Genomic DNA, 14,239 nt, shown 5'->3' with positions numbered 1-14,239 from the left:
GCATACATTCTGCTTGCGCGAAGGTATCAGACCCAATGTATGTCAAAAACAGCATACAATCCGCCTACGCGAAGGTATCAGGCCCAATGTATGTCAAAAACAGCATACAATCCGCCTACGCGAACTAGTTAGTAAATTCAAATTTTTGTTGGGTACCTCTAGTCAAAATGTTGTTTCTAGTGTATTGATGTTGTTTTCACCAGTATATGAATCTGAATTTCACTTGTCAATGCGAGACCCCTGCCACAGAAACATCCTACATACATAGCTATGTAGGTCTAGCACACATTGTACTTTATACAGCAGATTACTCCAAAATCGTCCGAAAATAGCCTCTGCTGCACTTTGTACACTAGAATTCTGCTAAGAGGAGGTTTGGAAGCTATATTAGTAAAATCTAATGTATAAACTGCAGCAGAATCAGCTTTTGCCCAATATCGCGCTAATTCTATTGTATGGAATACAATCAGCAACAAAGGCGGCTTGACAGAATAACTAAACGAGCCTAAAATCAACATGAAACAACATAAAGAAACATGAATCAACAACAGATCAAGTCGACAACTCTACACTGTTACATCACCACACGCCTTACTGCCTTACCCATAATCGGATTGACAAGAGAGGGGATTTCCCGCATGAACAGTAAATTATCATTTCGGCCAGACGGTACCTTCACCATCGTACAGTTCACTGACCTCCACTGGATGGATGGAAGAGCAGAGGACCAGCAGACCCGGGAGCTGATGGAGCTGGTGCTGAAGGCGGAGCAGCCCGACCTGGTTATTTTTACAGGGGATACCATTTATACAGGTCCGGTCCGTGAAGGCGAGCTTCCTTGCCAGGACCCCAAGCAGGCCTTCCGCGATGCCGTGGCTGCTGTAATGAATTCCGGTGTACCTTGGGCGTTTGTATTCGGCAACCACGACACAGAGAACGGAGTGACCTACAGCGAGCTGATGGAGATTGCGCAGGAGTCCCCGCAGTGTCTGGCTGAGGCTGGTCCGGCGGAGCTGGCCGGTTCAAGCAATTACGTCCTGGAGATTGAAGGCACGGGCAATCATGCGGGAGCCATCCTCTATATGCTCGATACAGGTGCCTACTCTCCGCTGGAACAGATTCCCGGGTATAGCTGGGTCCGGCGTAACCAGATGGAATGGCTGGCAGAGCAGTCTGCACGGCTGAATCCCGGAGAAGGTCAAGCGAAGCGGCCGGCGCTGGCGTTCTTCCATATCCCGCTGCCCGAATATGACGAGATGTGGAACACCCAGGTTTGTTACGGACACAAGTATGAACGGGTCTGCGCTCCGGTTCTGAATTCAGGATTATTCGCTGCGCTTGTAGAGATGGGCGATGTGGCGGGCACCTTTTGCGGACATGACCATATCAATGATTTCACCGGCACGCTGCATGGCATCCGCCTAAGCTATGGCCGGGCAACCGGCTATAATACTTACGGGCACGACAACCTCAAACGGGGGGCGCGTGTCATCCGTCTGAAGCAGGACCATCCGTCCTTCGATACCTGGCTCCGGCTGGCAGACGGCTCCCGTTGTACCGAACAGCCTGCCCATACACCTCCCCTGCTGCAGGGTTCACAACACTAACTTACTTCTTGAGGGGCTGACAATCTATGCTGCTGCCAATTCTTTTGGTGCTGGCTTCCGGAATGTGCCACGCGGTGTGGAGCATGTTCACCAAAAGAAGCCTGAATAAAAGCATCTTCCTGTGGTCGATCATGATGGTCTCCACAGTGCTGCTGCTGCCGGTGCTGCTTATCGAGCTGTGGACGCAGCCGCTGGCCGCCGGCGCTTACGCCCTGCTGCTGCTGTCTGTAGCGCTGCAGGCCTTGTATTCCTGGCTTTTATCCATAACCTATGAGATGGGCGATCTGTCCCAGATCTACCCGGTGATGCGGGGGACAAGCACGCTGCTGATCCCGCTGATCGGCGTTATTTTCCTGAAGGAATCCTTGTCTGTCTACGGTTGGATCGGGATCTGCTGCATGCTCGGCGGCTTCGCTGTCCTCAGCGGAATAGGCTCCAGAAGAAGCCACCCGGCTTCATCCGGCTCTGGGTCTGTGTCCGGCACCCTGGCTTCATCCGGCTCTATATCTGTGTCCGGGACTCCAGCTGCATCCCGCCCCGGCACCACCTTAGGCTATTACACACCGATGCTCATGGCCCTCTGCGTGGGATTATGCACTACCTGCTACGTGTTCGTCGATAAGCTGAACCTTCAGCATATGTCGCCGCTGGCGCTGCTTGAGGTGACCAATATCGGCTTTGTTGCCGGACTGACCCCCGCCGTCCTGAGATCGCGGAAGCTGCTTGAAGAGTGGCGACGCAACACATTCACCATCCTGCTGGGCAGCGTGCTCAACCCGGGCTCCTATCTGCTGTTCCTGTTCGCACTTCAGCAGGCGCCGCTCGCTCATATCAGCCCGCTGCGGGAGATCGGCACCATATTCGCTACGCTCCTCGGTGTGCTGCTCTTGAAGGAGCGTCAGGGCGTGCGGCGGATGATATGCTCGGTTGTCATTTTTTGCGGAATTCTGTTAATTGGCATCTGGGGGTAAGCAGGATAAGGATCACAGATGTCGAATTGAAACCGTATGATGAAGATAACCTCGATGAGTACACACCTAATGAAGGCCCGAGCCAGATTCAACCCCAAGCAGGCTCTGTTGCTGCTTCTTTACTTAACCATTCTGATCAGTCTGCGCTATCTGTGGTTCAATGCCAATACAGCGTCTGAGCATCCCGAGGCACAGCAAGGTGTGCTGGATATGCGGGGCTGGGACTTCGGGAATTCCCCGTCCATCCAGCTCGATGGAGAGTGGGAGTTCTATCCCGGCCAGCTCCTGGGCTATGAGGATTCCGCCCTACTTGCTGCGGCCACACCGCATGTGGTCCAGGTTCCCGGCGACTGGAGCAGCGGCTTCCCGGAAGGAGAGCAATCCTCGCTGGGCTATGGCACATACAAGCTGCGTATACTCGTAGACCCGTCACAGACGGAGTCTTACGGCTTCTGGATTCAGCGCATTCAGGCCACCTCCAGCATCGATATTAACGAGCAGAGAGAGACGAGCTTCGGGAAGCTGTCCACGGATAGCGGGGACTATATCCCTAAGGCGGTCTCTTACACAGCAGCCTACGAGAATCCGGGAAGGCAGGAGATTGTTCTCCTCGTCCGGGCAGCCAACTACGACCATCCGGTGGAGGGCGGGATTGTAAGATCGATCCGTTTCGGCTCCCAAGCCGCGGTGGATACGGAACGGATGTATTCCATCGGCTTCCAGCTGGTGGCGTTCATGATCATGCTGCTGCACGCGCTGTATGCGGGGATTTTATTCTTTTTTAACCGGAAGCAGCGGGCGTTTCTGCTCTTCTTCCTCCTGCTGATGGCAGTAGCAGCTACCATTGTAGTGGATAACGATACGATTCTGCTGATCTGGTTCCCTATTAACTATACATGGGCACTGAAGCTCAAAATGCTGGCCTATCCTGCGTTGTCTCTGTTCATGCTGCTGCTGACGCGCAGCTTCTCGGCCTACGAGCGCCCCGGCCGTCTGTTCAAAATCTATCAGCTGGGTCTCCTGCTCTATACCGCTTATGTTCTGATCTTACCAGCACATTACGTGGTCTATGCCAGACCGTTCTTCTCCGTTTTCTACCTGCTTCCGGTAGCCGGAGTCATCTATTCTATCGGCCGGATGGTCATGAGGCAGGAGCAGGATTCCTTCTTCCTGCTGTTTGCTGCCGCGGCCATCGGCTCCAGCATCATTGGCGGGGCCTTGGAATCCAATGCCAAGGGGAGTATTCTGTATTATCCTGTAGATGTCATTGCAGCCATTATCGGCTTCTCTTCTTACTGGTTCAAGCGGTACTTCCGCAATGCGGAGGAGAACCGGCTGCTCAACCTGCAGCTGAAGGAGAGCGACCGGAAGAAGGACGAATTCCTGGCCAATACCTCCCATGAGCTGCGGACACCGCTGCACGGCATTATCAGCATTGCCCAGACAGTAGCCTCCAAGGAACAGCAGGTGCTGGACGAACAGAGCTCTAAGGATCTGGAGCTGCTCATTACGATCAGCCACCGGATGTCCCTCATGCTTAACGATCTGCTTGATGTGACCCGTCTGCAGGAGAAGCGGATTGTGCTCCAGCGCGAGCCGCTGGCCATGGGTTCACTGGTCTCGGGCGTGCTGGGGATGTTCGAATTCATGATCGAAGGCACACGGCTGCAGCTGCGTAATGAGCTTCCCGCTTCATTGCCGCCGGTCTGGGGGGATGAGAAGCGGATTGTGCAGATCCTCTATAACCTGCTGCACAATGCAATCAAGTACACGCAAGCCGGAACGGTCACCGTATCCGCTGCAGCCGACGGCAAGCTTGCGTGGATCAGCGTAGCCGATACCGGAGCAGGAATCGACAAGGAGACCCAGGCGCGGATCTTCTCGCCGTATGAGCAAGGCAGCAAAGGCATCATTGACGGCGGCGGTATCGGCCTCGGCTTAAGCATCAGCAAGCAGCTGACCGAGCTGCACGGCGGTAACCTTACACTAGACTCTGAGCCGGGAAAAGGGTCCGTGTTCACATTCACTCTTCCGCTGGCCTCCTCTGCCGGTGCACGGGAGAACACCGATCAGGATACAGCCGCCGCAGGGCAGCCGGACAACCCGGATCTGCAAGGGCTGCTGCTTGAGGAGAGCCGGCTGCTATTACAGCAGTCCGATATCCGCAATCTCACAGTCCCTGTGGAGTTAACGAATCCGCCGAAGATACAGGATGCCGCCCAGGAGGCCAAGTCTCTGATCCTGGCCGTCGATGATGATCCGGTCAATCTCAAGGTGCTCTCCAGCATGCTCTCGGCAGAGCATTATCAGCTGGTCACCGCCACCAGCGCCGAGGAAGCCCTGGAGCTGCTGGGTACCGAGCCGTGGGACCTGCTGATCGCCGATGTGATGATGCCGTACATGTCCGGCTATGAATTGACGCGGATCGTCCGGCAGCGCTTCTCCCTCTCGGAGCTGCCGATCCTGCTGCTCACAGCCCGCAACCAGCCGGCAGACATCTATACCGGCTTCCTGGCCGGAGCCAATGATTATGTTGCCAAGCCGGTGGACGCCCTGGAGCTGAAATACCGGGTCCGCTCACTGACCGGACTGAAGCAGTCCGTTACCCAGAGCCTGCGGATGGAGGCAGCTTATCTCCAGGCACAGATTCAGCCGCATTTCCTGTTCAATACGCTGAACGCGCTGCTGGCGCTGAGTGAATTCGACCTGCCGAAGATGCGTGGTCTCGGCGAGGCCTTCTCCTCCTACCTGCGCATCAGCTTCGATTATATGAACTCACAGCAGCTCGTCGGATTATCCCATGAGCTGGAGCTAATAGAGTCCTATCTCTTCATTGAGAAGGCGCGCTTCGAGGAACGTCTGCAGATTGAAAGGGAGGTTGATCCCGGCATTGAGCTGCTGCTTCCTCCGCTCACCCTTCAGCCGCTTGTGGAGAACGCCGTCAGACACGGCCTGCTGAGCCGCAAAGCCGGAGGCAAGCTCCAGATCCGCATTCACCGCCAGCAAGGATACACCTCCTTCGAGGTGGAGGATAACGGCAAGGGCATGAGCGGGGAGCAGGTGGTCCGCCTGCTCGACGACACCTTCCAGGCCCACCGCGGCATCGGCCTGCTGAACACCAACCGGCGCCTGACCCAGCTCTACGGCGAAGGCCTCGTGATCCGCAGCCAGCCTGACGTTGGCACTACAGTATCCTTTGTGATTCCTGAGCGGAGGCAGGGCTGAACCGCCCGCTCCATAACGGCAGCATAAATAACCCGCAGTTCAGGAGAAGACTCCAGAGCTGCGGGTTATTACCCGTGTACTTCAAACTACGGCAGCAGCTTGTCCCACTGCTCTTGATATACCTTATAGACCTGAGGATATTTGCGTTTCATTTGACGAATGCCTTCCTCCATGAAATAATCGGTTGTTCCCGGTCCACCCAGGTCATCGAGGAGATCCATTGGATTGAAAGTATCATCCATCTCCTCTGCTTCCCCTTCAGCCTTCCTACGGATTTCATCCTTGAAGAAGGACACTGCCTGCATTTTGATACCGGGATAGATCTGCTTATCTCGCACCAGCCGGTCAATCTCCAGAATCAGCTTCGTTCCGGCTGGGTCTCCAGCGCCTTCAGATATAGCTCTTCCGCCAGCGGGTAATTCCCTGAAGCGAATGCCTCTCCAGCCTGAGCGAGAATCCCTTCCACGGAGTCGCCATATTTGCGCGTGAAATCATATTCCGCGCGCCGGGCAGGATCACGCAAGATATCATAAGCCTTGCGTATATTCTGGAATTCCTCCGGATAACGCTCAGGCGGGAATTCCTTGATCTTGGAGACATAAGCGACTTAATCGATTGCGGGGTCCCATTCACCCGTACCCCCAGCAGCTTGTAATAATCTGCTTGGATCTTGTGCGGGTACCGTGTCTGGGCGCAGTTGATGATGTTGAATTCATCCTTCAAGCAGGCTTGTCTCTACACCTTCCAGCACTTCCCGGGCCTGCCGTACCAGCCATCCTGCCCCACGATAATGTTCCCCTTCGGATCAATCAGCACTACAGAAGGCAGCAGGTATTGCCCGGTCGCCGATGCAATAAGCTCCGGCTTACCGCCACGAATGTAAGCAATAGCAGAGTTGGTAGTCCCCAAGTCAATCCCTACGACAGGATGGCTTGTATGTTCCTGATTCATGACTGCCCCTCCTTAAATAATGTAATGACTTGGGCCTTACGGTACAGGCTGCCATCTTCCAGCAGGTAGCCTCTTCTTAAGACGGACATCACCTCATAAGCAACCGCTGCTTCTGAATTCGGAGACATAGGGACGGTCCCAGCCCCGCCTCACACAGGGCCGGATCGAATACCTTGCCTAGTCCGAGCATCTGCTCCTGCCAGTGCAGGTCAGCAGCGCCCATCCATCGGAAGCGCTCCCCTCTTGCTGACTGCGTCCAGCCGTGAGGGCGTCCAGATCATCCAGCCAGCCAATTATAGCTTCGGCTGCTGATTGCAGCACCGCAGCACTCTGCTGCCGCTGTGCCTGCTCCTGCTCATACGCAGTCTTCCAGCCAGACTCCTGGTTCTCCAGCAGACTGGCGAGCCGCTCCAGCTTGTCCGCCGTGTCTTTTCCACTCTTATACGTAAGCCGTGCCAGCTTATTCCCCTGCTCACCAATACCGGTCAACTGTCCCTCCACTTCTGCGGCTGAACCCTCTACTAAGATACGCCTCCTGTCTAACACCCTGTTTGAATTCAGTTATTATTATTCCGCAGATCCACAGATCTGGATTTCGTAATTGTAGGCAGGTCAGTTAAAGACTTCACCATTTGTCTGTATGAAGCTACAAACCATGATAGATATGGCACATAACTTCCTGTATTGTAATACTCTAAGATTGCTTCAATATAACCGCTACTCTTCACATATCCTGCCAGCAGAGGCATTTCTCCATTGCCCAGTAGTGAGAATGTCTGCACCATGCGTGCTGTCCGTTTGTTTATATCTTGAAAATACTGTAGATAACATAGGTTAAGCTTCAGATAAATGGCGCGTTCAAACGGATTGTTGATGGTTCCAGCCACCTCAAGTAGATACTTCAATTCCTCATTTAAATAATCTCTGCCCACAGGGGGGGAGTAGTCCGTTCCAGATATTCTGACAGCATCCTCACGTGGAGCTCCGCAATTTGCTGCTGGCAATAAATCTTTGGCCAGGATGGAATGCACATCAATTATAAAGTAACGATCTATTGCTTTATCTTTTGAAGTAAGCACAAAATTATAGGCATCTCTTAAATTCAGAATCATTTGCGCATCAGAATATAACTTACCTCCAGCGGTGATGCCCATTTTTAGAAGATTGATGGTGTCCACTTTGGAGTATGTATTTCCCTCTAACTTAGCAGAAGAATATACAAAATCAATTCCAATCTCCTCTACATTTCGGTAGTTCGTCAGAAAAGACTCCAGTGGATATCTCAAAGAGGCCTCCTGAAGTTGTTTGCTTTGAGAGCCTGTTAATTGGGGAAACTTATTTAATCGCTCCGGATCATAACCTGACATTTCAATTCCTCCTGCTCTACAGAAAGTTCTTCATCCTAATTTTTCATTTTAACATTAATTCTATAATACGTATAACGGATTCTCCCCAACCCATAGCAAAAAAAGACGAGACAGAGTATTCTCCGTCCCGCCTTCGAATCAGTTACTTCAATGTTTTCATCCTACTCTTTACTCTCCTCCGGCGTATAAACCACCATCTTCTCAATCGTAACCACCTTGCCGAAGCTGTTGGTCACCTTGAATACGAACGTATTACTGCCCTCGGTCAGCGTCACCGACTCATAGAAGCTGCCATAGCTGCTGATCAGTTTGTCATTCAGATAGACTTTGGGACTGCTGTCGTTTGCATCCGTTGCACTCCCAGTCAAGGTAAGCTGCTTCGTCTTGGTCGTCTCAGGAATATAATCCAGCTTCAGCACCGGCTCACTCACGTTAAACGTAATAGTCTTGGTCACAGGCTCCGAGCTTTTGCCCAAGCTGTTAGTCGCTTTGAAGGTGAACGTATTCGTTCCTTCTTGGAGCGTTACCGTCTTGTTGAAGGAGCCATATTCGCCTACAAGTGCGTCGTTCATGTAGATCTTAGGATAGCTATCATTCTTGTCACTCGCCTTACCGCTTAAGGTAACTGTCTTGCCGCTGCTCGTCTCGGGAATCAGATCAAGCGTCAGCACGGGACTGTCCACAGCAAAGGTAATCGTTTTGGTGGCAGTGGCCGAACTTTTACCCAGACTGTTAACAGCCTTGAAGGTGAACGTATTCACTCCTTCCTTAAGCGTTACTGTCTTGTTGAAGGAGCCATATTCGCCTACAATTTCGTCATTCATATAAATCTTCGGGTAGCTGTCATTCTTGTCAGTCGCTTTACCGCTTAGGACTACCGTTTTGCTGCTGCTGGTCTCCGGGATCAGATCGAGCGACAGCACAGGTCCGTCTACATTAAAGGTGATTACCTTGGTAATAACCGCTGAGCTTTTGCCCAAGCTGTTCGTAGCCTTGAAGTTAAACGTATTCGCCCCTTCTTTCAGGGTAACCGTCTTGTTGAAGGAGCCGTATTCGCCCACAAGCTGATCATTCATGTAGATCTTCGGATAGCCGTCGTTCTTATCGGTAGCCTTCCCGCTCAGGGTAACCGTCTTGCTGCTGCTGGTCTCCGGAATCAGATCCAGGGTCAGTACAGGCCCGCCCAGGGTCACGACAATCTGTTTCTCCACCACTGCTTTTTTATCATTTTTGTTGACTGCGGTCACCACAATCTTGTTCAAGCCTTCCTTCAGCGTTACATCCGCACTGAATTCCCCGTTGTAAGACACGTAGGCGGTCTTATCATTAACCGTAACCTCTGGATTCATGTCGCCGCTGTCCTTGACTTTACCGGTGATCTTGGCTGTAAGCTGATTGGACGTTTCGGGAACCTGCACCGTAAGCTGCGGCCCGGAGGTCTGATAGGTCACCTGCTTCGTCACTGTATTGGAGCGTCCGTTCGGCAGAACCGCCTTGAAGACAAATTCGTAGACCTTCTCTCCCCCATCCAGTTCATACGCCTCGGCAAAAGTGCCCTCCACATTCTCGACTTCTTCATCGTTGATGTACACCTTGGCATCCGCATTCACTTTACCCGTAAGCTTAACCGTTTTGTCCGACACCTGTGCCGGAACTTGTACGTCCAGCTTCACATCCTGTGTAGCGGTAGTATAGGAGGACTTCAGCACACGGTACAGCAAAGTAGCTACAGAAGCCCGGTTAATCGGACTAGTCGGCCCGAAGGTTCCGTCCGGGAAGCCCTGAATCAGCTTATTCTCCACAGCCACCGCTACTTCCTTCGCCAGTTGTGGAGTCACATCCTCATAGTCATCGAATCTGTACCGCAGAATATTGTCCGCGTCTACATTATCCGTCTCCAGTCCCATCGCACGTACCAGGGCAACAGCCACATCTTCACGTGTAGCGCTCGCCTGAGGATCGAAGAACGGCTTGCCTTTCACTGGAAAATACCCGGTCAGATAATCCTTGGCTGTCTCCACATATTTGTAGGCCCAGGAGGAAGGAGCGACATCCGAGAATGTCTGCGTTCCATCCGAGACCAAATCAAGTCCAAAGGTCAATGTAATCAGCTTGGCCAACTGCTCTCTGGTAATGGCCGCTTCAGGCTTAAAGGACCCGTCCGGGTTCCCCGTAATAATGCCTTGATTCGCCATACTCTGTATCGCTTCATTGGCCCAGTACGTGGTCTTCACATCCACGAATACATAAGACGTCTTCTGCTCTACCACCGTTGCTGCACTAGCCACTCCCCCGCACAGCATACTAAGCAGCATCACCCATGCCGATACTACTCTCCATCTTTTCGCCATCACACTAATCGCCCCCAACCATAGTAAGCAGCCCCGGCCATCCACTCTTCTATTAATATCCTTAAGAGAGAACAGCCTGCTAGACTCGCAGAGACAATTATACTCCAAATAGTTCCAAGGTAATAGTTCCTAAGCTATAAAATATTTTCCTCACACCGCCAAAGCCGCCGTCTCCCGCTTCAGCCACGCCCGGTGCTCCTCATCCAGCAGCGGAGCCAGCTTATCGTACACCTCAGCATGATAATGATTCACCCAATCCAGCTCTTCCTTGCTTAGCATAGACAGCTCAATCGCCCGGGTATCTATCGGCAAATAACAGAGGTCTTCAAACTTCAGGAATCTGCCAAACTCCGTAGTCACATCCTCCGTAATCAGCAGCGTATTCTCCGTGCGGATACCATGACGGCCTTCCTTGTAGACTCCCGGCTCTACCGTGATAATCATCCCTGGCTCCAGGACAACAGGATTCGGCTTGAAGCTGAACCGCTGCGGCTCTTCATGCACATTGGAGTAATACCCCACGCCATGCCCGGTTCCGCACTTGTAATCGAGGCCGTTATCCCACATAGGCTTACGTGCGAGAATGTCGAGCGTAGATCCGGTGGAGCCATAGAGGAACTTGGCCGTAGACAGCGCAATCACAGACTTCAGCACCAGTGTAAAATCTCTCTTCTCCTCATCCGTCAGCGGCCCAAGCACCAGCGTGCGGGTGATATCCGTTGTCCCGTTCTGGAAGTGCGAGCCCGAATCCAGCAGATACAGGCCTCTGGCTTCCAGCTCTACCGGATGATCGGCGGACGGCGAGTAGTGCATCATCGCAGCATTCGCGCCGTAGGCAGAGATACTGGAGAAGCTTAGCTCAGCGAATAAAGGCTGCTGCCGCCGCAGCTCCAGCCCCTTCTCATCGGCTTCAAGCTCGGTCACCGGACGAAGCGGAACCGTCTCCTGCAGCCATTTGAACAGTCCGACCAGGGCAGCCGCATCCTTCAAATAGACATCACGGATATTACGGATCTCCACCTCATTCTTGATCGACTTAAGGGCCACCACAAGGCCCGGCGCTTCTATAGGATGAGCGGATTCCGGTATGGCTGCCGCCAGGCTATACCCGGTTTTGTTCGGATCATACAGCACGGAAGCCGCTTCAGGGAGCGTCTGCAGGAACGGAAGGATGTCCTCATACTCTCTGATCTCCACGCCATCCCGGGCCAGCGTCTCCTTATCTCCCGGGGTGGCCTTATGTCCTCCGGCGAACAAGATTGCATGATCTACCCCTACTACGGCAAAAGCGGTCACATACGGATTGAACGGGATGTCCCGTCCCCGGATGTTGAACAGCCAGCACAGATCATCCAGTGCGGACAGCACATAATAATCAGCGCCCTTACGCTTCATCCCCTGCCGGACCTGCTCCAGCTTGTCCACCCGGCTGAGGCCCGCATACTGTTCATCATGCAGCATTAGCGGCTCGGCAGGAATCGCCGGTCTATCCGTCCAGATCGCGCCTACCGGGTCGAGGTCTGTAATCGTCTGAATCCCTTTCGCCGCGAACTTGGCCTGCAAGCCCTTCATAGCGGTTACGGACAACGTTCTGCCGTCTACGGCCATACGTGCGCCCTGCGGTAATTCCTCAGCCAGCCATTCATCCCATTGCGGGACGCCCGGCTCTGCCATACGGAACATACGGATACCGGAACCCTCCAGCTCCCGCTCCGCCTGAATGTAATACCTGCCATCCGTCCACAAGCCTGCGTCCGTTGCCGTGATTACAGCCGTTCCTGCGGAGCCGGTGAAGCCGGTAATCCAGCGGCGGCTTTTCCAGTGCTCCCCCTCATATTCACTTAAATGCGCATCCCCGCTTAATACCACACAGGCCGCTATCCCGCGCTCCGCCATCCATTCTCTTAGCTTATGTACTTTCTCCTTAGGCAACATATCAGCATCTCCTTCTCTCTATCTAGTCTACTGAACCATCATACACCTGCCTCTCAAGGAAAAAAAGGAAAGACACCTCAAAAAAAAGATGAAGACCCTCAGGTCTCCATCGTGTCACTATCGCCTTTCCGTACCAGCTGCCGCCGCTGCTTCCCCTTCTTGATCCACAGCCGGTCCTGGTCATCCCGGTAGAATCTGATCCCGAACAAGCGCAGCGGTGTCCACACTTCCCTAAAATAATAATTAGGCATGGTCCATTTCTCCCAGACTATAAATAGATTTGCTCCTAATTATAGACCGGGATACCTGGTTTGTTTGTCGCATTGTGGAGGGCAATGGGGAATAGCATTACTTTTTTTGTAAAAAGACACTTTATAGGTAGGCTCCAATTTGAACTTTGTATTGTTCGTTCTCTTCTTCATCTGCTTGATTCCGATGCTGCCCAAACAGATCGACACATTTGATTACATTGCTCTCGTTATTGATTCTAGCGGACGATTCCAAGCTTTGCAGGATGAATCTAATTCCTTCTTTGCGCTTGTTATTTAAATAATAGGCTGCTAATTCAGCAAGGAATTGAGTGTGTTGGTCCAACATAACCTGCCTATTATAATCGCCAAATTCTGTAGAATACGTCCGGTAAGGAATATAGGCTGCAAACCGCTCCAGAATAGAATCAACATTCCAATTGTAGCGGTTAGCCGATGAGATAATATTGTGTAAAGCTATGAATATCTCATCTGGTCGCTCAGAGATAAATTCGACATATTCAGAGAGGCCCTCATATTGGCCTCCCATCACCCGATGGAGCAGTCTATTTGCGGTACCCCACTCCTGGAACTGAGCCATAGTCCGCTTCACTTCTTCATTGTCCTCCTGTATCCAGCTCCCATCCATATAGAGGAACACCCAATCTAATGCCGATTGATAGTCTCCTAATTTCTCATACACAGTTGAACGGATAAGCTGAGCGTAAAGGATATAAAAGTACAGGGGTTTTTCGGGTTTTTTCTCGTTACTCTCTCTACGGTCCGACTGAAGCTGAAGATTATAATGAAGAGTTGCTAAACACAGCATTTTCTTCGCCAAATCATCCACTTTATGCCACCGATGCATTGTAGCATATACATGACCCAAATGCTTCAACCCGTCCAATTGATCCGCTTCATCCAGCCGGTCCAAGTAACTTTCGAAGAGTAGCGCCGCTTGCAAATTCTGCGTCTGGTCATCACCAATGGCGATACGGAACAGACGGTATTGGCACAACGCAAGTCTCTCAGAATTCTGATATTTCTCACTGACACTCACATTCTTATACAGCAACTCGGCAGCTTGCCACAGCCCCTCTCGAAACAGTCCTTCGGCCACTTCAAACAGCATGGGGGCATAGACCAGATTCTCCAGCAGATTCTGAACCACCTGTTCAACGCAATCCAGACGGCCCAGCTCAGCCGATCGCACAAGAAAAGGCCGCAGACGCCGCCAATTGGGTGACGAGAAAAAGAAACATTCATCCACGTATAAGCTGTAAAAATGATCCTCCGGTAGATCCATTGCCTTGGTGATTCTCTCCAGATGGTTCATAGCAATGGGCTGCTGACCACTAAGTATCCGGCTGAGCGTTCCTGAATTAATTCCGGATTGTCCAGAGAATTGATGAATAGACATTCCCTTCTGCGACAAATGCAACGCTAATAGATCACGAATCATAGTTCTAGTAGTAGGGACCACGCAAACACCACCTAACTGGAATCTAATATAATTTCTTTTATAGTTGTAATAATATGTCACATTGTTCTGATGGTCAATAACGTAGAATACTACAGATGAGT

At 52.1% G+C, this 14,239-nt stretch carries 13 protein-coding genes; 3 read left to right on the top strand and 10 right to left on the bottom strand.

The genetic code is table 11. The features are described 5' to 3' along the window. Positions 1–638 precede the first annotated feature (638 nt). From NSU18_RS26690 to NSU18_RS26680, 3 genes are all read left to right on the top strand, one after another. On the top strand, positions 639–1,607 hold the full coding sequence (locus NSU18_RS26690) for a metallophosphoesterase family protein (RefSeq protein WP_341150483.1): 969 nt from the start codon (positions 639–641) through the stop codon (positions 1,605–1,607). 26 nt (positions 1,608–1,633) lie between these two features. Then, positions 1,634–2,578: a DMT family transporter gene (locus tag NSU18_RS26685; protein ID WP_341150482.1), complete on the top strand. Its 945-nt coding sequence runs from the start codon at positions 1,634–1,636 to the stop codon at positions 2,576–2,578. A 69-nt stretch (positions 2,579–2,647) separates the two neighbouring features. Then, positions 2,648–5,803 carry a hybrid sensor histidine kinase/response regulator gene (locus NSU18_RS26680; protein WP_341150481.1) on the top strand — a complete coding sequence of 1,052 codons (3,156 nt, stop codon included), beginning with the start codon at positions 2,648–2,650 and terminating at the stop codon, positions 5,801–5,803. An 86-nt stretch (positions 5,804–5,889) separates the two neighbouring features. Here the strand turns inward: NSU18_RS26680 and NSU18_RS26675 are convergent, their stop codons facing one another. The 10 genes from NSU18_RS26675 to NSU18_RS26630 all read right to left on the bottom strand — a co-directional run bounded on the left by NSU18_RS26675 (position 5,890) and on the right by NSU18_RS26630 (position 14,117). Then, the gene (locus NSU18_RS26675) at positions 5,890–6,141 is read right to left on the bottom strand and encodes a hypothetical protein (protein WP_341150480.1); all 252 of its coding nucleotides are present in this window, start codon (positions 6,139–6,141) and stop codon (positions 5,890–5,892) included. A gap of 20 nt (positions 6,142–6,161) precedes the next feature. After that, positions 6,162–6,326: a hypothetical protein gene (locus NSU18_RS26670; RefSeq protein ID WP_341150479.1), complete on the bottom strand. Its 165-nt coding sequence runs from the start codon at positions 6,324–6,326 to the stop codon at positions 6,162–6,164. Between the two features lie 212 nt (positions 6,327–6,538). Next, positions 6,539–6,754 (bottom strand): Hsp70 family protein, encoded by a 216-nt coding sequence (locus NSU18_RS26665; protein ID WP_341150478.1) that lies wholly within the window; start codon positions 6,752–6,754, stop codon positions 6,539–6,541. Continuing rightward, complete coding sequence (locus NSU18_RS26660) at positions 6,751–6,882, bottom strand: hypothetical protein (protein ID WP_341150477.1); 132 nt, start codon at positions 6,880–6,882, stop codon at positions 6,751–6,753. Before NSU18_RS26660 ends, NSU18_RS26665 begins: the two co-directional genes overlap by 4 nt. A gap of 49 nt (positions 6,883–6,931) precedes the next feature. Then, positions 6,932–7,243, bottom strand: coding sequence for a hypothetical protein (locus tag NSU18_RS26655; protein WP_341150476.1), 312 nt, complete (start codon positions 7,241–7,243; stop codon positions 6,932–6,934). Positions 7,244–7,311: 68 nt separating this feature from the next. Further along, complete coding sequence (locus NSU18_RS26650; RefSeq protein WP_341017150.1) at positions 7,312–8,121, bottom strand: Fic family protein; 810 nt, start codon at positions 8,119–8,121, stop codon at positions 7,312–7,314. A gap of 161 nt (positions 8,122–8,282) precedes the next feature. Continuing rightward, the gene (locus tag NSU18_RS26645) at positions 8,283–10,472 is read right to left on the bottom strand and encodes an S-layer homology domain-containing protein (protein WP_341017149.1); all 2,190 of its coding nucleotides are present in this window, start codon (positions 10,470–10,472) and stop codon (positions 8,283–8,285) included. A 150-nt stretch (positions 10,473–10,622) separates the two neighbouring features. Further along, complete coding sequence (locus NSU18_RS26640; protein WP_341017148.1) at positions 10,623–12,407, bottom strand: aminopeptidase P family protein; 1,785 nt, start codon at positions 12,405–12,407, stop codon at positions 10,623–10,625. Between the two features lie 98 nt (positions 12,408–12,505). Further along, complete coding sequence (locus NSU18_RS26635; protein ID WP_156949675.1) at positions 12,506–12,658, bottom strand: hypothetical protein; 153 nt, start codon at positions 12,656–12,658, stop codon at positions 12,506–12,508. A 121-nt stretch (positions 12,659–12,779) separates the two neighbouring features. Continuing rightward, positions 12,780–14,117, bottom strand: a complete 1,338-nt coding sequence (locus NSU18_RS26630; RefSeq protein ID WP_341017146.1) for a helix-turn-helix domain-containing protein — start codon at positions 14,115–14,117, stop codon at positions 12,780–12,782. Positions 14,118–14,239 lie beyond the last annotated feature (122 nt).

This window comes from Paenibacillus sp. FSL H8-0048, assembly GCF_038002825.1.
GTDB lineage: Bacteria > Bacillota > Bacilli > Paenibacillales > Paenibacillaceae > Paenibacillus_AQ.
This window is presented reverse-complemented; position numbering and strand designations above follow the sequence as displayed.

What these genes read in the sequence shown, in the direction of transcription:
- NSU18_RS26680 (WP_341150481.1), top strand. Translation starts at nt 2,648, where the DNA reads ATGAAGGCCCGAGCCAGATTCAACCCCAAGCAGGCTCTGTTGCTGCTT.
- NSU18_RS26640 (WP_341017148.1), bottom strand. Translation starts at nt 12,407, where the DNA reads ATGTTGCCTAAGGAGAAAGTACATAAGCTAAGAGAATGGATGGCGGAG.
- NSU18_RS26630 (WP_341017146.1), bottom strand. Translation starts at nt 14,117, where the DNA reads ATGATTCGTGATCTATTAGCGTTGCATTTGTCGCAGAAGGGAATGTCT.
- NSU18_RS26645 (WP_341017149.1), bottom strand. Translation starts at nt 10,472, where the DNA reads ATGGCGAAAAGATGGAGAGTAGTATCGGCATGGGTGATGCTGCTTAGT.
- NSU18_RS26650 (WP_341017150.1), bottom strand. Translation starts at nt 8,121, where the DNA reads ATGTCAGGTTATGATCCGGAGCGATTAAATAAGTTTCCCCAATTAACA.
- NSU18_RS26685 (WP_341150482.1), top strand. Translation starts at nt 1,634, where the DNA reads ATGCTGCTGCCAATTCTTTTGGTGCTGGCTTCCGGAATGTGCCACGCG.
- NSU18_RS26635 (WP_156949675.1), bottom strand. Translation starts at nt 12,658, where the DNA reads ATGCCTAATTATTATTTTAGGGAAGTGTGGACACCGCTGCGCTTGTTC.
- NSU18_RS26690 (WP_341150483.1), top strand. Translation starts at nt 639, where the DNA reads ATGAACAGTAAATTATCATTTCGGCCAGACGGTACCTTCACCATCGTA.
- NSU18_RS26665 (WP_341150478.1), bottom strand. Translation starts at nt 6,754, where the DNA reads ATGAATCAGGAACATACAAGCCATCCTGTCGTAGGGATTGACTTGGGG.
- NSU18_RS26660 (WP_341150477.1), bottom strand. Translation starts at nt 6,882, where the DNA reads ATGTCTCCGAATTCAGAAGCAGCGGTTGCTTATGAGGTGATGTCCGTC.